Below are 16,171 nucleotides of genomic sequence, written 5' to 3' on the forward strand. Positions count from 1 at the left end.
CTCGCGGTCGAGGAGCACGAGCGGGGTGCCGGCGGCGACGGCCTCGCCGAGCATGGCCGAGCCGGTGCCGGCCGAGCTGACCAGCAGGCCGTCGATGCGCCGGTCGAGGAGGGTGCGGATGTGGTCGTCCTGCTGCTCCGGGCTCTCGCCGGCGTTCCCGATGATCAGGCTGTACCCCAGCCGCCGGGCCTCCTGCTCGACGGCGTCGGCCAGTTCGGTGAAGAAGGGGTTGCGCAGGTCGCTGATGACCAGCCCGAGCGTACGGGTCCGGGCGGTGCGCAGGGCGCGGGCGACGACGTCGGGCCGGTAGCCCAGCTCGGCCACGGCGGCCAGTACGCGCTCGCGGGTCTCAGCCACGGGCGAGCGGCCGTTGAGGACGCGGGAGACGGTGGCGACGGAGACGCCGGCCCGCTCGGCGACGTCCTTGATGTTCGCCATGGCGCTGCGCAGCCTCCCGGTCCCGGACGTGTAATCGATTTCGTGCCGCTGTCGTGCCGGTCAGGTAATCGATTACACGCCCCGGGCGTCAAGGTTTCGCCGGAGTGACCCACGTCACGCGGGCGTAGGTCGCGCAGGTCGCCCAGGGTGTCACGCAGGGTGTCGCGTCACCCCGGCCAGCTCCACTCCGCCACCTCCGGCATGTCCACCCCGTGCTCCCGGATCCACGCGTGGTGGCGGGTGCGGGCGTCTGCCATGGCCTGGCGTACGGACGCCGCGCGGACGCCGAGGCCGGGGACGCGGTCGACGACGTCCATGACGAGGCGGTAGCGGTCGAGGTCGTTGCGGACGACCATGTCGAACGGGGTGGTCGTGGTGCCCGCCTCCTTGTAGCCGCGCACGTGCAGGTTGGCGTGGCCGGTGCGGCGGTAGGCGAGGCGGTGGATCAGCCACGGGTAGCCGTGGTAGGCGAAGACGACGGGCCGGTCCGTGGTGAACAGCGCGTCGTACTCCGCGTCGGTCATCCCGTGCGGATGCTCCTCCCGCGGCAGCAGCCGCGTCATGTCGACCACGTTGACGACCCGTACGGCGAGCTGGGGCAGCTCGTGGCGGAGCAGGTCGGCCGCCGCCAGCACCTCCTGGGTGGGGACGTCGCCGGCGCAGGCCAGGACGACGTCCGGCGGGCGGTCGCCGTTCTCCGTGCCCGCCCACTCCCAGATCCCCGCGCCGCGGGCGCAGTGCGCGCGGGCCTCGTCGAGGCCGAGCCAGTCGAAGCAGGGCTGCTTGCCCGCCACGACGACGTTGACGTAGTCGCGGCTGCGCAGCACGTGATCGGCCACCGACAGCAGGGTGTTGGCGTCCGGCGGGAGGTAGACCCGCACCACCTCGGGGCTCTTGTTGAGGACGTGGTCGACGAAGCCGGGGTCCTGGTGGGAGAAGCCGTTGTGGTCCTGGCGCCACACGTGCGACGTCAGAAGGTAGTTGAGGGAGGGGACGGGCCGGCGCCAGGGGAGGGTGCGAGCGGTCCTGAGCCACTTGATGTGCTGGTTGACCATCGAGTCGACGATGTGGATGAACGCCTCGTAGCAGGAGAACAGGCCGTGCCGGCCCGTGAGGGTGTAGCCCTCCAGCCAGCCCTGGCAGAGGTGTTCGGAGAGCACTTCCATGACGCGGCCGTCGCGGGCGAGGTGCTCGTCGGTGGGCAGCTCCGCGGCCTGCCACGCCTTGCCGGTGGCCGCGTAGAGGGCGTCGAGCCGGTTGGAGGTGGTCTCGTCCGGGCCGAACACGCGGAAGTTCCGGCTGCCGGCCGTGTCGGCCATGATCTGGGCCAGCAGGCCGCCGAGGACCCGGGTCGGCTCGTGCATCGCCGCGCCGGGCTTGTCGACGGGCACCGCGTAGTGCTCCAGCGGGGGCAGCGGCAGGGAGCGGGTGAGCAGGCCGCCGTTGGCGTGCGGGCCGGCGCCGAGCCGCCGCTTCCCCACCGGTACGTGGGCGAGGACCTGCGGGCGCGGCCGCCCGTCCTCGTCGAAGAGCTCCTCCGGCCGGTACGAGCGCAGCCAGCGCTCCAGCTGCCGCAGGTGGTCGGGGTTGTCGCGCACCCCGGACAGCGGCACCTGGTGGGCGCGCCAGGTGCCCTCGACGGGCAGGCCGTCGACCTCGTCCGGGCCGGTCCAGCCCTTGGGCGTGCGCAGCACGATCACCGGCCAGTGCGGCCGGTCGGTCACGCCCTCCTCGCGGGCGGCGCGCTGGGCGAGGGCGATGTGGTCCAGGGCCCGGTCCATCGCGTGGGCGAGGGCGCGGTGCACCTCGATCGGGTCGTCCCCGGTGACGTGGATCGGCTCGTGGCCGTAGCCGCGCAGCAGCCGGTCCAGCTCTCCCTCGGGCAGCCGGGCCAGCACCGCCGGATTGTCGATCTTGTAGCCGTTGAGGTGGAGGACGGGCAGGACTGCGCCGTCGTGCACCGGGTCGAGGAACTTGTTCGCGTGCCAGGACGTGGCCAGCGGCCCCGTCTCCGCCTCGCCGTCGCCGATGACGCACGCCACGAGCAGGCCGGGGTTGTCGAGGGCGGCGCCGTAGGCGTGGGCGAGCGAGTAGCCCAGCTCGCCGCCCTCGTGCAGGGAGCCGGGCGTCTCGGGGGCGACGTGGCTGGGCACCCCGCCGGGGAAGGAGAACTGCCGGAACAGCCGCTCCATGCCGTCGGCGTCGCGGCCGACGTCCGGGTAGACCTCGCTGTAGCTGCCCTCCAGCCAGGAGTTCGCGAGGACGGCCGGCCCGCCGTGCCCCGGCCCCCAGATGCAGACGGCGTCCAGCCCCCGCGCCTTGATCACGCGGTTGAGGTGGGTGTGGACGAGGTTGAGGCCGGGGGAGGTGCCCCAGTGGCCGAGCAGGCGGGGCTTGATGTGCTCGGGCTCCAGGGGAACGGTCAGCAGGGGATTGCTCAGCAGGTAGATCTGGCCGGCGGCCAGGTAGTTCGCGGCGCGCCAGTGGGCGTCGAGCGCCGCCAGCTCCTCGTCGGCGGGGCCGTCCGGTCGCGGTCCGGCGGTGCGGTCGGCGTGCTCGGGCATGTACGGCCTCCTCGGGACGCGTGCCGGGTACCCGCCCCCGGGCACGGGAAACGCTTCCAGCACCGGGCCTTCCCGCGTAGGGGCTGACCGGCCAGCTTTGCGGTCCGTCCGGCCGGCATCGCGGCCCCGTCCGGCTCCTGGCGCCCCGCCCGCACCCGGCGCACCGTCACCCTGTGTGCCGCGCCCGGCGCTCCGAGTCGCGGGAACGGGTCCGCCGGGCGATCCTTGGAGGACGTGGCCGGCCCTCCGGCCACCGCCCCGCGGCACGGCCGGGGCGATCCGCCGAGCAGTTTGCAGGTGCCCCGCGGGGGCAGCCGCAACTACCGGAAGGTGCTTCCGGCCGGCAGGCACTCCTTTTGCTCAGGAGCGAGGAGGACCGTGACCATGGCCCAGACGATGCGCCGGCGCAACCGGGACGCCCCCGACACCGCCGGCTCCTTCGCCCGCATGGCGGAACTGCCGGCCGGCGCGGAGCGCGAACGGCTGCGGCAGGACGTCATCGCCGCCTGGCTGCCCATGGCGGAGCGCATCAGCCTGCGCTTCCGCAGCAGCGGCGAGAGCCCCGCGGACCTGCGGCAGGTGGCGGCGCTGGGGCTGGTCAACGCCGTGGACCGGTACGACCCCCGGCTCGGCCACGCCTTCGAGACCTTCGCCGTGCCCACGATCGTCGGCGAGCTCAAGCGGCACATCCGCGACCACGCATGGTCGCTGCACATCCCGCGCCGCGACCAGGAGCTGCGCACGGCCGTGCGCTCCGCCCAGGCGGCCCTGGGCCAGCGCGGCGGCCGGACCCGGCCGAGCCCGGCCGAGCTGGCCGCGGAGTGCGGCCTGTCCGAGGACGAGGTGCGCCGGGGCCTGGCCGCCGAGGGCGTGCACAACACGCTGTCGCTGGACCACCCGGTCCTGGGCGCCGGCGACCTCCCGCTCGCCGACACCCTCGGCGGCCTGGACCGGGCGCTGGACCTCGTCGTCGACCGCCAGTCCCTCAAACCGCTGCTGAGGGCGCTCCCCGAGCGCGAGAAGTACGTCCTGTACTGGCGCTTCTTCGGCAACCTCACCCAGAAGCAGATCGGCGCGCGCCTCGGCGTCTCCCAGATGCAGATATCCCGCATCCTCAGCCGGACCTGCGCCCGGCTGCGCGACGAGCTCGGTCCCGCGGGGACCCCGCGGCGCACCCCGGCCCCGGGCTGACCCCCGCTCCCCTCCGGCCCACCCCACCCCTCCTTCTCCTTCCCAGGACCACCGACAAGGCAGGCACCAGCGATGACCTCAGGGCATACGCACTTGACCCCGGACCTCCCGCCCGTCGTGGAGATACCCGACCTGCCCGGCGCGCAGCGCCCGGCCGGCACGGCGACGGAGGACGGCCGGGACGACGGGGACGGCCGCGAGGACGCCGGACATGACCGTGGCGCCCACCATGCAGAACATGATGGGCGCCACGAAAGCGCAGGTCAGAATCCCGGCGGCTGACTGTGACCCCGCCTGCGCCTACCGCGCAGGTGGGTCCGGTGGTCCCACCTGTGCGCGGGGTTCACTAGTCGGCGTTGATGCAGGTGTTGCCGAAGGTCGGGTTCAGGAGAGCGACGATGTCGATCGTGTTGCCGCACAGGTTGATCGGGATCTGGATCGGGACCTGAATGACGTTCCCGGAGATGACGCCGGGCGAGCCCACGGCCGCACCGTTCGCTCCGGAACCGGCGAAGGCGACCCCGGTGGCACTGCCGACGGCGACCCCGGCGGCAGCGGTCAGGACGGCGGCCTTGGCGATACGCGACATGGCTAAACCTTTCTCATGGGTGGTGAGCGGCAATTGTGTCCGGTGTAACTGTGGGGATTGGTCCGATGTGGTCACTGAAGGGCGTAAATAACCCGGAAGACCCAATAAGTGGTATGTGATGTATGCGGCGCGAGGGGCGGGTGCGTATCCTGTGCCGCATACGCTCGCGCCTGCGGGTTTGGTGCCGCCGCCGCTGTCTACGTACAGTTCCCTGGAAGCTTCATTCGAACAGACGAACTGGGACACAACAGCGGCGATGACGGTCACCGAGGTCACTGAAGGCAGCCGCGCAGGCGCAGGCACGGACGCAGAGGGCGAGTACGGGCCCGGCATCGACCCCGAGCGCATGGCGGTCTGCCTGAGCGTGCTCGAGGAGCTCGACGAACTGCCCGTCGACCACCCCGACGCCATCACCGTCCGCCGCGCCACGGCCGGCATCTACCGCACGGTCAAGCAGCGCCGCCGCCAGGAGCGCCGGGCCGCCAAGACCGCCCACGACAAGTCGGTCACCGAGGCCACGGCCACCGGCGCCGCCGACCGGATCGACGACGAGACCCGCGGCATCCCGCTCGCCGTCACCGCCACCACCCAGATCGTCGGCATCCTCGAGCGCCCCCGGTCCTGCTACATCTGCAAGGGCCGCTACACCGAGGTCGACGCGTTCTACCACCAGCTCTGCCAGCCCTGCGCGGCGGAGAACCGCGCCCGCCGCGACGCCCGCACCGACCTGACCGGCCGGCGGGCGCTGCTCACCGGCGGCCGCGCCAAGATCGGCATGTACATCGCGCTGCGGCTGCTCCGCGACGGTGCGCACACCACGATCACCACGCGCTTCCCCAACGACGCCATCCGCCGCTTCAAGGCGATGGAGGACAGCGCGGACTGGCTGCACCGGCTCAAGGTCGTCGGTATCGACCTGCGCGACCCGGCGCAGGTCGTCGCCCTCGCCGACTCCGTCAGCGCCGAGGGCCCGCTCGACATCCTGATCAACAACGCGGCCCAGACCGTCCGCCGCACCCCGGCCGCCTACCGCGAGCTCATCAGCGCCGAGGCGGCCCCGCTGCCCGCCGGCGAGCTGCCCGCCTCGGAGGTCTTCGGCGCCTTCGGCAGCGGCGCCCAGCCGGCGCTGCCCGCCCCCGCCGGCAGCAAGCACGACGAGCTCACCCCGCAGGCCCTCACCGAGCTCGCGCTCACCAGCGGCTCCGCGTCCCTCGCCCGCGTCGAGGCCGGCACCGCCATCGACGCCGGCGGGCTCGTCCCCGACCTGGACGCCACCAACACCTGGATCCAGGCCGTCGGCGAGGTCGACCCCGTCGAGCTGCTCGAAGTGCAGCTGTGCAACGTCACCGCGCCGTTCGTCCTGGTCAACCGGCTGCGGCCGGCGATGGCCGCGTCGCCGGCGCGCCGCAAGTACGTGGTGAACGTCTCCGCCATGGAAGGCGTCTTCAGCCGCGGCTACAAGGGTGCGGGGCACCCGCACACCAACATGGCCAAGGCGGCGCTGAACATGCTCACGCGCACCAGCGCCGAGGAGATGTTCCAGACCGACAACATCCTCATGACCAGCGTCGACACGGGCTGGATCACGGACGAGCGGCCCCACCCGGACAAGGTCCGGCTCGCCGAGGCCGGCTTCCACGCCCCCCTCGACCTGGTCGACGGCGCCGCGCGCGTCTACGACCCGGTCGTCCGGGGCGAGCAGGGCGAGGACCTCTACGGCTGCTTCCTCAAGGACTACAGCCCGGCCGGCTGGTAGCCGGGCGTGGACGTCCACGTCCTGCGGGTGTTCACCGGCAGCCCGGACGGGGCGGCCGGGGCGGCCGGGACGGCCGGGGGTAACCCCCTCGGAGTCGTCACCGACGGGTCGGCCGTTCCGGACACGGCGGATCGGCAGCGGCTGGCCGCGGAACTGGGCTTCAGCGAAACGGTGTTCGTCGACGACGCCCGGCGCGGCGTCGTCGACATCCGCACCCCGAGCGGGCGCCTGGCCTTCGCCGGGCATCCGCTGGTGGGCGTGGCGTGGCTGCTGCGGCAGCACGGGTACGCGGCGGACGTGCTGCGGCCGCCGGCCGGCGACGTGCCCTCCTGGACGGCGGACGGCGTCACGTGGATCCGCGCCCGCGCGTCCTGGGCCACGGGCCGCCTCCTCCAGCAGTACGCCATGCCCGCCGACGTCGACGCCCTTCCGTCGCCGCCGTCCGGCGAGGGCTGGCTCTACGCCTGGTCCTGGCAGGACGAACCGGCGGGCCGCGTCCGCGCCCGCGGCTTCCCGCGCCGGGGCGACGGCATCGCGGAGGACGAGGCGACGGGAGCGGCGGCCCTGTCCCTGACGGCAGCGCTCGAACGGAACCTGACGATCAGTCAGGGACGGGCGTCGGTGATCCGCACCCGCTACGAGGGGGAGGACATGGCCGCCCTGGGAGGCGGGGTCGCCTCCGGCGGGGTCCGCATCGTCAACGTCTGACGGTTCGGCAGGCCCTGCCGGGCAGCGCCGCGGGGGTTGCCCGCCGCGGCAGCGGACTCTTGCGTGCGCCGAGCCCGCCGACGGCCCGGCTCTCCGGAGCCGCCGCGCAGGCGGGGATTCCGGCCCGCCGGTTTCCCGGCCGCAGGCGGTGCCTGTTTCTCCCGCCGCGGCGGTGGTCAGCCTCTACGCGGCGCTTCGGCGGTGCCGGGCGGGCGTGCAGGTTGGCGGGCACCGCCGGGGCGCGCCGTTGGTGGTTGTTCGCCGTGGCGGCGGACTCTTGTGGGTGCTGAGCCCGCCGACGGCCCGGCTCTCCGGAGCCGCCGCGCAGGCGGGTGGGCGTCGGCCACTGCCGCCGTGGTGGCCCGCCTTTCCGGGCAGCAGGCGGTGCCCGTTTTCTCCGCCGCAGTGGTGATCAGCTCCTACGCGGCGCTTCGGCGGTGCCGGGCCGGCCGGTGTCGGCGGGCCCCGCCCGGGGCCCGGATGGTGGGGCTTCGGGGCTGGTCAGTAGAGTTCCCGTGCCCCCGCCCGTAGCGAATGCAGAGGTGTCAGCCCGTGAGCCCCGCCCCCGTCGCCGTCACCGTCGTAGGCATCGGCGCCGACGGCTGGCCCGGTCTCGCCCCGGTCTCGCGGGAGGCCCTGCGCGGCGCCGAGGTGGTCATCGGCGGCCCGCGCCAGCTGGAGCTGCTGCCCGGTGAGTGCGCCGCCGAGCGCGTCGCCTGGCCGTCCCCGCTGCGTCCCGCCGTCCCGGGCCTGCTGGCCGCGCACGCCGGGCGTCGTGTGTGCGTGCTCGCCAGCGGCGACCCCATGTTCTTCGGCGTCGGCCGCACCCTCGCCGGCGTCGCCGGCCCGGCCGCCCTCCGCGTGCTCCCGCACCCGTCCTCCGTCTCGTACGCGTGCGCCCGGCTCGGCCTGCCGCTGGAGGAGGCGGAGGTCGTCAGCCTCGTCGGCCGCCCGCTGGCCGCGCTCACCGCGGCCCTGCACGACGGCCGTCACCTGCTCGTCCTCAGCGCGGGCGCGGACACCCCGGCCGAGGTCGCCGCGCACCTGCGTTCGCGCGGCTTCGGGCCGAGCCGGATGACGGTCCTGGAGCAGCTCGGCGCGCCCGCCGAGCGCCGTGTCGAGGGCACCGCCGACGACTGGCCGCACCCGCCGGGCGACGCCCTGAACGTCATCGCCGTCGCCTGCCGCCGCACCCCCGGCGCCCCCCGCCTCCCGCTCACGCCCGGTCTGCCCGACGACGTCTTCGAGCACGACGGGCAGCTGACGAAGCGTCACGTACGGGCGGCCACGCTCGCCGCCCTGGCCCCCGCCCCCGGCGAGCTCCTGTGGGACGTGGGCGGCGGCTCCGGCTCGATCGCGATCGAATGGATGCGGGCGCACCGCACCTGCAGGGCCGTCAGCGTGGAGCGCGACCCCGCGCGGGCGTCCCGCATCGCCCGTAACGCCGAAGCGCTCGGCGTCCCGGCCCTCCGCGTGGTCACCGGCGCCGCGCCGGCCGCCCTCGCGGAACTGCCAGCCCCGGACGCGGTCTTCATCGGCGGGGGCCTGACGGCACCGTGCCTGCTGGCCGCCTGCTGGGAGGCGCTGCCCCCGGGCGGCCGCCTGGTGGCCAACACGGTCACCCTCGAATCCGAGGCGCTGCTCACCGAGTGGTACCGGCGTCACGGGGGCGAGCTGACCCGCCTGGCGGTGGCGCACGCCGTCCCCGTGGGAGGCTTCACGGGCTGGCGCCAGGCGATGCCGGTGACGCAGTGGTCGGCGGTCAAGCCCATCGACCCCGGCCCCGACCCGGACCCCGACTCCGGCCCGGCCCCGGACCCGGCTCCGGACCCGGCCCCGCTCACCGCTCCCGAGGGGAACTTCCCGTCATGACCGTGTACTTCATCGGCGCCGGCCCCGGCGCAGCCGACCTCATCACGGTGCGCGGCGCCCGCACGCTCGCCCGCTGCGGCGTCTGCCTGTACGCGGGCAGCCTCGTCCCGCGCGAACTCCTCGCCGAGTGCCCGCCGGACGCCCGCCTCGTGGACACGGCCGGGCTGAACCTGGATCAGATCACCGAGGAGTTCCTCCGCGCCCACGAGGCGGGCCACGACGTGGCGCGCCTGCACTCGGGCGACCCGTCGGTGTTCAGCGCGGTCGCCGAGCAGATGCGCCGCCTCGACGCGGCGGACATCCCGTACGAGATCGTGCCGGGCGTCCCCGCCTTCGCCGCGGCCGCCGCCGCGCTGGGACGGGAGCTGACCGTGCCGACGGTGGGCCAGACCGTGATCCTCACGCGCATCTCGCAGCAGGCCACGCCCATGCCCCCCGGCGAGGATCTCGCGACCCTCGGCCGAAGCGGCGCGCTGCTCGTCCTGCACCTGGCCGCGCGCTACCCCGAGCGGATCGTCTCCGAGCTCCTCCCGTACTACGGGCCCGACTGCCCCGCCGCCGTCGTCGCCATGGCCAGCCGCCCCGACGAGCTGGTCCTGCGCGGCACGCTCGCCGACATCGCGGGGAAGGTGAAGGAGGCCGGCGTGGTCCGTACCGCGGTCATCGTCGTGGGCCGCACGCTGGCCGCGGAGCAGTTCCCCGACAGCTACCTCTACTCGGCGGACCGGGAGCGGGACCAGGACCGGGGCGGCCGCTGCGCCAACTGAGGGCAGCCTATGCTTACCCCCAAATGATCATGTGGCCGCTCGTCCGGCCACGCCATTTCCCAGGGGGGAAGCGCATGTCGCAGCACGTATCCAGGGTCCTGAGGGCCACGCTCGTCGCCCTCACGGCGACCGCGATCGCCGGCACGGCGGTCGTCCCGGCCGTCGCCGCGACGGCGCCGGGCGCGGACAAGGCGCACGCCGCCACGCAGGAGGCCCTGAACGGCCTGGTCGCCGCCGACATGCCGGGCGTGGCCGCCGAGGCCCGTACGCCCAAGGGCACCTGGTCCGGCTCCGCGGGCTACGCGGACACCGCGACGAAGCGCAAGCGCACCGCCGCCGACCACTTCCGCGCCGGCAGCATCACCAAGTCCTTCGTCGCCACGGTCCTGCTGCAGCTGGAGGCCGAGGGCAAGCTGAGCATCGACGACTCCGTCGAGAAGTGGCTCCCCGGCGTGGTCAAGGGCAACGGCTACGACGCCAGCAAGATCACGATCCGTCAGCTCCTCAACCACACCAGCGGCGTGCACGACATGGTGTACACGCCCGAGTGGAACGAGCAGATGAACGGCCAGGGCTTCTTCGAGCACCGGTACGACATCAAGACGCCCGAGCAGATCGTCGCCATGGGCATCAAGTACGGCCCGGACTTCGAGCCCGGCAAGGGCTGGCGGTACTCCAACACCAACTTCGTGCTCGGCGGCATGATCATCGAGAAGGCGACCGGGAAGCCCTACGCCCGCGAGGTCGAGCGGCGCATCGTCAAGCCGCTGGGCCTGAAGGAGACCACCTTCCCCGGCACCGACCCGAAGCTGCCCGCCCCGCACCCCGTCGGCTACTCCAAGCTCTACGTGCCGAACCCGGGCCCGGAGATCTACGACGCCACCGAGTACCGGCCGTCCTGGTCCGGCGCCACGGGCGAGGTCGTGAGCACCAGCGGCGACCTCAACCGCTTCTACAGCGCGCTGCTGCAGGGCAAGCTGCTGCCCAAGAAGCAGCTCGACGCGATGCTCACGACCGTCGAGACCGGCGAGCACTACACCTACGGGCTCGGCATCATCTCCCGCAAGCTGTCCTGCGGCGTGCAGGTGTACGGGCACGACGGCGTCGTCTGGGGCTCCCTCAGCGGGTCCGCGGGCACGCGCGACGGCAAGCACATGCTCACCTTCAACATCAACGGTGACTGGCTCAATGAGAGCCCGCCGTTCGAGAACATGTTCGAGGGCGAGTTCTGCGGCGCCCTCCCGAAGCCGGTGAAGGACAAGCCCGCGGCCGCCGCCGCGGCGCTCAACACGCTGCGCTAACCCCGGTCGTGCGCGCCGCGCGGGCCCGCGGGCTCCGCGCGGCCCACGATCGTGCCCGCGCGGTCGATGCAGATCACGTCGACCGCGACGGGTGCCCCGCGCAGCACCGCGAGGGCTTCCTCCCGGGCCGTGGCCGCGACCAGGTCGCCGAGCGGGACGCCCGCGGCCTCGCACAGCCGCAGGGCCTCCAGGCCCGTGTTGGCGGAGGCGACCGCGGCCGTCAGCTCCTCGCCGGCGCCGCCGTGCCGGGCCAGCTCGGCGAGGAACCCCTTGTCCACCTGTGAGCGGCCCGAGTGCAGGTCGAGGTGGCCCGCCGCCAGCTTCGACAGCTTGGCGAAACCGCCCGCGACGGTGAGCCGGTCCACCGGGTGCCGGCGGATGTACTTGAGTACCGCCCCCGCGAAGTCGCCCATGTCCAGCAGGGCGTCCTCCGGCAGGCCGTGTACGGCCACGGCGACCTTCTCCGACGTCGAACCCGTACAGCCCGCCACGTGGCGGCGGCCCGCCGCCCGGGCCACGTCCACCCCGCGCCGGATGCTGTCGATCCACGCCGAGCACGAGTACGGCACGACGATGCCCGTCGTGCCCAGGATCGAGATGCCGCCCAGGATGCCCAGGCGCGGGTTCCAGGTGGAGCGGGCGATCTCCGCGCCGTGATCGACCGACACCTCGACCTCGACGTCCCCCTTGCCGCCGTACCGGGCCGCGACGCCGGCAACGTGGTCGCGGATCATCTGCCGCGGCACGGGGTTGATCGCCGGCTCGCCCACGTCCAGGGGCAGCCCGGGGCGGGTCACGGTGCCGACGCCCGGCCCGGCCCGGAACACGACGCCGGAACCCGGCGGAAGGATCCGCACCGTCGAACGGATCAGCGCGCCGTGCGTGACGTCCGGATCGTCACCGGCGTCCTTGACGATGCCTGCCATGGCGGAACGGCCGTCGTCACCGGACCCCAGTCGCTCCGCGGCGAGCGCGAACGCGGGCGTCTGCCCCTTGGGCAGCGTGATCGTCACGGGGTCGGGGAACTCGCCCGTGAGGAGGGCCGTGTACGCGGCGGTGGTCGCGGCGGTCGCGCAGGCGCCCGTCGTCCAGCCGTGGCGCAGGCCGGTGTGCTGCAGCTGCGCGGTGCGCCCGCCGGTGACCTTGCCGGTCGTGGCGCCGGCCGCTTCGGTGACGTCGGTCATGGAGCGCTCCGGAGGAATTTCCCGCCGCGACGGCGAACAACCACAATGTGGGGGACCGGCGGGGTGGAACCGGCCGCGACCCGAAGGCGAACAGAAGGGCACGACGTGGGGGCCGAGCGCCACATCCTGATCCTGGGCGGCACGACCGAGGCGCGCCGGCTGGCCGGCGAGCTCGCCGCGGACCCCGGGCTCCGGGTCACCACGTCCCTCGCCGGGCGCGTGGCGCAGCCGCGGCTGCCGGCGGGGCAGGTCCGCATCGGGGGGTTCGGAGGCCCGAGCGGCCTCGCCCGGTGGCTGCGCGAGCAGCAGGTGGACGCGCTCATCGACGCCACCCATCCTTTCGCCGGCACGATCAGTTTCAACGCGGCGCAGGCCGCCGCAGAGGTCCATGTTCCCCTGCTCGCCCTCCGCCGCCCCGGCTGGGTCGCGGGTCCGGGCGACGACTGGCACGACACCGGCTCGCTGGAGGAGGCCGCGGCGGCGCTGCCCGCGCTCGGCGAGCGGGTCTTCCTCACCACCGGCCGCATGGGCCTCGCCACCTTCGCCCACCTCGACCGGCTGTGGTTCCTGGTCCGCTCCGTGGACGCCCCCGAGCCCCCGGCACCGGCCCGCATGGAGGTCCTCCTGGACCGGGGCCCCTTCACGGTCGAGGGCGAGAGGGAACTGCTGCGGCGCCACCGGATCGACGTCCTGGTGACGAAGGACAGCGGCGCGGCGGCCACGGCGGCCAAACTCACCGCGGCCCGCGAGGCGGGCATCCCGGTCGTGGTGATCCGGCGCCCGCCGACCCCGCCGGGACTGCCCACGGCCGCGGGCCCGGCGGAGGCGATCCAGTGGCTCCGCCACCACCTCGCCCTACCGGGCGCCTGATCCCCCGCCTCCGGCACCGCCGGACCGGTACGCCGTGGCCGGTCGCCGTTGCGACGGGCCGGGGGGCGGCCGCCCCTTGGATCCGCCGCCGCGGCGCGCAACCACCGCGGGCGGCCCGGCGGTGCCGGGCCCGCCGTTACTCCTCCGTCACCCCTCCGGATACCGCCGCGGCGTCCAGACGATCTCCTCGGGGGAGCCTTCCGCCGTGCGGCGGACCGTCTGTGTCCGGGTCGAGCCCACCAGCAGGATCGTGCGCATGTCGACCTCGGCCGGGTCGAGTTCGCCGAGGCGGACGATGCGGACGCTCTCCTCGGGGCCGCCCACGTCGCGGCCCAGGACGACCGGGGTCTCCGGGGAGCGGAATTCCAGGAGCAGTTCGCGGGCCTTGCCGACCTGCCAGACGCGGCTGCGGGAACCGGGGTTGTACAGGGCGAGGACCAGGTCCGCGGAGGCCGCGGACCGCAGCCGTTCCGCGATGACCTCCCACGGCTTGAGCCGGTCGGAGAGCGAGATCACCGCGTAGTCGTGGCCGAGCGGCGCACCGGCCCGCGCGGCCGCCGCGTGGGCGGCGGTCATGCCCGGCACGACCCGTACCGGGATGTCGCGGTACGGGCCCTCGGAGGCCACCTCCAGGACGGCCGTGGCCATCGCGAAGACGCCGGGGTCGCCGGAGGAGACCACGGCGACGCGCCGCCCCTGCCGCGCCAGGTCCAGCGCGAACTCGGCGCGCTCGGACTCCACCTTGTTGTCGGACGCGTGCCGCCGCTGGCCCGGCCGCACGGGCACCCGGTCCACGTACGTGCTGTAGCCGACGAGGTCCTGCGCGGCCGCCAGCTCGCCGCGCGCCTCGGGCGTGAGCCAGAGCGGGCCGGCCGGGCCGAGCCCGACGACCACGACCTCGCCCCGTTCCGCAGCCGGCTCGGCGTCCACGCGGCTGGGCAGCACGGCCACCGAGAAGTACGGGACGGACTCCGGATCCACGTCGGCGAGCCGCCCCGTGCGCTCGCCGCTCATCGTGGCGCGCTCGACGTAGCGCGCCTCGTCGAGCCGCCCGGCCCGCTCCAGCGCGCCGCGCACGGCGGGGAAGGTACGGCCGAGCTTCATGACGACGGCCGAGTCGGTGGAGGCGAGCCGCGCCGCGAGCTCCTCCTCGGGCAGAGTGCCGGGCAGGATCGTGAGCACCTCCTCGCCCTCGACGAGCGGCTCGCCGAGCCGCGCGGCCGCGGCGCTCACGGAGGTGACCCCGGGGACGACCTCGGTGGGGTAGCGGTCCGCGAGGCGCTTGTGCATGTGCATGTAGGAGCTGTAGAAGAGCGGGTCGCCCTCCGCGAGCACGGCCACCGTGCGCCCGGCGTCGAGGTGGGCCGCCAGCCGCGCCGCGGCCTCCTCGTAGAACTCCTCCATGGCGCCCCGGTAGCCGCCGGGGTGGTCCGTGGTCTCCGTCGTGACGGGGTAGACCAGGCGCTCCTCGATGTGGTCGGGGCGCAGGTGCCGTTCGGCGATGGAACGCGCGATGGAGCGGCCGTGCCGGGCGCTGTGGTACGCGACGACGTCGGCCGCCGCGATGACCTCGACGGCCCGTACGGTCATCAGCGACGGGTCGCCGGGGCCGAGCCCCACTCCGTACAGCCGGCCCGTCGTCTGCGGATGCTGCTCGCTCACTCTTCCTCGCTCGCTATCGCGTTGATCGCGGCCGCGGCCATGGCGCTGCCGCCGCGCCGCCCCCGCACCACCAGGTATTCCAGGCCCAGCGGGCTTCCGGCCAGGGCGTCCTTGGACTCGGCGGCGCCGATGAAGCCGACCGGTATGCCGAGGACGGCGGCCGGGCGCGGCGCGCCCTCGGCCACCATCTCCAGGAGCCGGAACAGGGCAGTGGGAGCGTTGCCCACGGCCACCACCGCGCCGTCCAGCTTCTCGCGCCACAGTTCCAGCGCGGCGGCGCTGCGCGTGGTGCCCATGCGCCGGGCCAGGCCGGGCACGGAGGGGTCGGTGAGGGTGCACAGCACCTCGTTGTCCGCGGGCAGGCGCTTGCGGGTGACGCCGCTGGCGACCATGTTCGCGTCGCACAGGATCGGCGCCCCGGCGTGCAGGGCCTCGCGGGCCCGCGCCACGACCTGCGGGGAGTACGCGAGGTCCCGTACGAGGTCGGTCATCCCACAGGCGTGGATCATGCGCACCGCGACCCGGCTGACGTCCGGCGGCAGCCCGCCGAGGTCCGCCTCGGCGCGGATGGTGGCGAAGGACTGGCGGTAGATGGACGCGCCGTCCTTGTCGTACTCGAACACTCTGCCTCGCTAGCTGATGGTGCTGTGCTGTGTCTGTTGGTACCGCTGTGTGCCACTGTCGCTGCCGCTATGTCGTTGCCGCCGCCGCCGGCGTGGCCGCGCGTGCCGCCGCCACCGCCTCCGGCAGCCCGCCGGGCGCCACCCTCCGCACCGGGCCGTCCGGCTCGCCGCCTCCCCGCAGGGAGACCTCGTAGCCGTCGCCCGTCGCGAGGACGTCGACCCAGCGGCCGCCGCCCGGCCGGCCGCAGCGCCGCTCGCAGCCGGACCAGTACACCGGCAGCGCCGTCGTCACCGTCGCCGTCGTCGCCGCACCGGCAGCCTGCCCGCCGGAGAGGCACCGCGCCGCGTCCGCCCGCACGTCCGCGAGGGACTTGGCGCATCCGGGGCGCCCGGCGCACGCGCCCGCGCGGTGCCAGGCGGAGTCGGCGGAGGTGACGAACCCGGCGCCGGCGAGCTCGGCCAGCAGCTGCGGGGCCCTGTGCGCAGGGAGCCCGGGGACGACGAGGCCGCGCCAAGGGGTCACCCGGAGCTCCTGGTTCCCCTCCTCGGCGGCCACACGGGTGACGAGCCGCCACTGCGCGCCGGTCAGCCGCCCCAGCGGTGCCGTCACCGACAGCGCGCAGCGGCCGCCGGGGCCCGTCACCAG

Annotated in this window: 14 protein-coding genes and 1 pseudogene; 7 read left to right on the forward strand and 8 right to left on the reverse strand. The window is 74.4% G+C overall.

Features of this window, described 5'->3' with window-relative positions; all coding sequences use genetic code 11:
- Both V7793_RS19775 and V7793_RS19780 read right to left on the reverse strand, forming a co-directional pair.
- Nucleotides 1-438: LacI family DNA-binding transcriptional regulator (locus tag V7793_RS19775; RefSeq protein ID WP_336008343.1), on the reverse strand; the 438-nt coding region annotated here is incomplete at its 3' end.
- 167 nt (nucleotides 439-605) lie between these two features.
- The gene (locus V7793_RS19780; RefSeq protein WP_336008345.1) at nucleotides 606-3,002 is read right to left on the reverse strand and encodes a phosphoketolase family protein; all 2,397 of its coding nucleotides are present in this window, start codon (nucleotides 3,000-3,002) and stop codon (nucleotides 606-608) included.
- A 384-nt stretch (nucleotides 3,003-3,386) separates the two neighbouring features.
- Between V7793_RS19780 and V7793_RS19785 the strand changes: the two genes are divergently transcribed.
- Nucleotides 3,387-4,193 carry a SigB/SigF/SigG family RNA polymerase sigma factor gene (locus tag V7793_RS19785; protein WP_336008347.1) on the forward strand — a complete coding sequence of 269 codons (807 nt, stop codon included), beginning with the start codon at nucleotides 3,387-3,389 and terminating at the stop codon, nucleotides 4,191-4,193.
- 78 nt (nucleotides 4,194-4,271) lie between these two features.
- Here the strand turns inward: V7793_RS19785 and V7793_RS19790 are convergent, their stop codons facing one another.
- Both V7793_RS19790 and V7793_RS19795 read right to left on the reverse strand, forming a co-directional pair.
- Nucleotides 4,272-4,424 (reverse strand): hypothetical protein, encoded by a 153-nt coding sequence (locus tag V7793_RS19790; protein WP_336008349.1) that lies wholly within the window; start codon nucleotides 4,422-4,424, stop codon nucleotides 4,272-4,274.
- Between the two features lie 115 nt (nucleotides 4,425-4,539).
- Nucleotides 4,540-4,782, reverse strand: coding sequence for a chaplin (locus V7793_RS19795; protein WP_336008351.1), 243 nt, complete (start codon nucleotides 4,780-4,782; stop codon nucleotides 4,540-4,542).
- Nucleotides 4,783-5,038: 256 nt separating this feature from the next.
- On the opposite strand from V7793_RS19795, the gene V7793_RS19800 reads away from it, so the two are divergent.
- From V7793_RS19800 to V7793_RS19820, 5 genes are all read left to right on the forward strand, one after another.
- Nucleotides 5,039-6,538, forward strand: coding sequence for an SDR family NAD(P)-dependent oxidoreductase (locus V7793_RS19800; RefSeq protein WP_443057947.1), 1,500 nt, complete (start codon nucleotides 5,039-5,041; stop codon nucleotides 6,536-6,538).
- Nucleotides 6,539-6,544: 6 nt separating this feature from the next.
- Complete coding sequence (locus tag V7793_RS19805) at nucleotides 6,545-7,246, forward strand: PhzF family phenazine biosynthesis protein (protein WP_336008353.1); 702 nt, start codon at nucleotides 6,545-6,547, stop codon at nucleotides 7,244-7,246.
- A gap of 534 nt (nucleotides 7,247-7,780) precedes the next feature.
- Nucleotides 7,781-9,118, forward strand: coding sequence for a precorrin-6y C5,15-methyltransferase (decarboxylating) subunit CbiE (cbiE, locus tag V7793_RS19810; protein WP_336008355.1), 1,338 nt, complete (start codon nucleotides 7,781-7,783; stop codon nucleotides 9,116-9,118).
- Nucleotides 9,115-9,885: a precorrin-4 C(11)-methyltransferase gene (gene cobM / locus V7793_RS19815; protein WP_336008357.1), complete on the forward strand. Its 771-nt coding sequence runs from the start codon at nucleotides 9,115-9,117 to the stop codon at nucleotides 9,883-9,885. The genes cbiE and cobM overlap by 4 nt, the downstream gene beginning before the upstream one ends.
- Before the next feature lie 74 nt (nucleotides 9,886-9,959).
- Nucleotides 9,960-11,186 (forward strand): serine hydrolase domain-containing protein, encoded by a 1,227-nt coding sequence (locus V7793_RS19820; protein WP_336008359.1) that lies wholly within the window; start codon nucleotides 9,960-9,962, stop codon nucleotides 11,184-11,186.
- Here V7793_RS19820 and V7793_RS19825 read toward each other — a convergent pair.
- Nucleotides 11,183-12,370 carry a cobalt-precorrin-5B (C(1))-methyltransferase gene (locus V7793_RS19825; RefSeq protein ID WP_336008361.1) on the reverse strand — a complete coding sequence of 396 codons (1,188 nt, stop codon included), beginning with the start codon at nucleotides 12,368-12,370 and terminating at the stop codon, nucleotides 11,183-11,185. The two genes, V7793_RS19820 and V7793_RS19825, sit on opposite strands and share 4 nt — an antisense overlap.
- A gap of 105 nt (nucleotides 12,371-12,475) precedes the next feature.
- Between V7793_RS19825 and V7793_RS19830 the strand changes: the two genes are divergently transcribed.
- Nucleotides 12,476-13,240 (forward strand): cobalt-precorrin-6A reductase, encoded by a 765-nt coding sequence (locus tag V7793_RS19830; RefSeq protein ID WP_336008363.1) that lies wholly within the window; start codon nucleotides 12,476-12,478, stop codon nucleotides 13,238-13,240.
- A 147-nt stretch (nucleotides 13,241-13,387) separates the two neighbouring features.
- On the opposite strand, the gene V7793_RS19835 is transcribed toward V7793_RS19830, so the two are convergent.
- The 3 genes and pseudogenes from V7793_RS19835 to V7793_RS19845 all read right to left on the reverse strand — a co-directional run.
- Nucleotides 13,388-14,902 (reverse strand): precorrin-2 C(20)-methyltransferase, encoded by a 1,515-nt coding sequence (locus tag V7793_RS19835; RefSeq protein ID WP_336008365.1) that lies wholly within the window; start codon nucleotides 14,900-14,902, stop codon nucleotides 13,388-13,390.
- Nucleotides 14,899-15,525, reverse strand: coding sequence for a precorrin-8X methylmutase (locus V7793_RS19840; RefSeq protein ID WP_336008367.1), 627 nt, complete (start codon nucleotides 15,523-15,525; stop codon nucleotides 14,899-14,901). Before V7793_RS19840 ends, V7793_RS19835 begins: the two co-directional genes overlap by 4 nt.
- Nucleotides 15,526-15,592: 67 nt before the next feature.
- Nucleotides 15,593-16,171: pseudogene (locus V7793_RS19845) on the reverse strand (hypothetical protein); the annotation flags it as partial.

Source organism: Streptomyces sp. KLMMK, assembly GCF_036961605.1.
Classification (GTDB): domain Bacteria; phylum Actinomycetota; class Actinomycetes; order Streptomycetales; family Streptomycetaceae; genus Streptomyces; species Streptomyces telluris.

Coding starts and splice junctions, on each gene's coding strand:
- cobM (WP_336008357.1), top strand. CDS start 9,115: ATGACCGTGTACTTCATCGGCGCCGGCCCCGGCGCAGCCGACCTCATC.
- V7793_RS19790 (WP_336008349.1), bottom strand. CDS start 4,424: ATGGTGGGCGCCACGGTCATGTCCGGCGTCCTCGCGGCCGTCCCCGTC.
- V7793_RS19785 (WP_336008347.1), top strand. CDS start 3,387: ATGGCCCAGACGATGCGCCGGCGCAACCGGGACGCCCCCGACACCGCC.
- V7793_RS19800 (WP_443057947.1), top strand. CDS start 5,039: ATGACGGTCACCGAGGTCACTGAAGGCAGCCGCGCAGGCGCAGGCACG.
- V7793_RS19825 (WP_336008361.1), bottom strand. CDS start 12,370: ATGACCGACGTCACCGAAGCGGCCGGCGCCACGACCGGCAAGGTCACC.
- V7793_RS19780 (WP_336008345.1), bottom strand. CDS start 3,002: ATGCCCGAGCACGCCGACCGCACCGCCGGACCGCGACCGGACGGCCCC.
- V7793_RS19820 (WP_336008359.1), top strand. CDS start 9,960: ATGTCGCAGCACGTATCCAGGGTCCTGAGGGCCACGCTCGTCGCCCTC.
- V7793_RS19795 (WP_336008351.1), bottom strand. CDS start 4,782: ATGTCGCGTATCGCCAAGGCCGCCGTCCTGACCGCTGCCGCCGGGGTC.
- cbiE (WP_336008355.1), top strand. CDS start 7,781: ATGCAGAGGTGTCAGCCCGTGAGCCCCGCCCCCGTCGCCGTCACCGTC.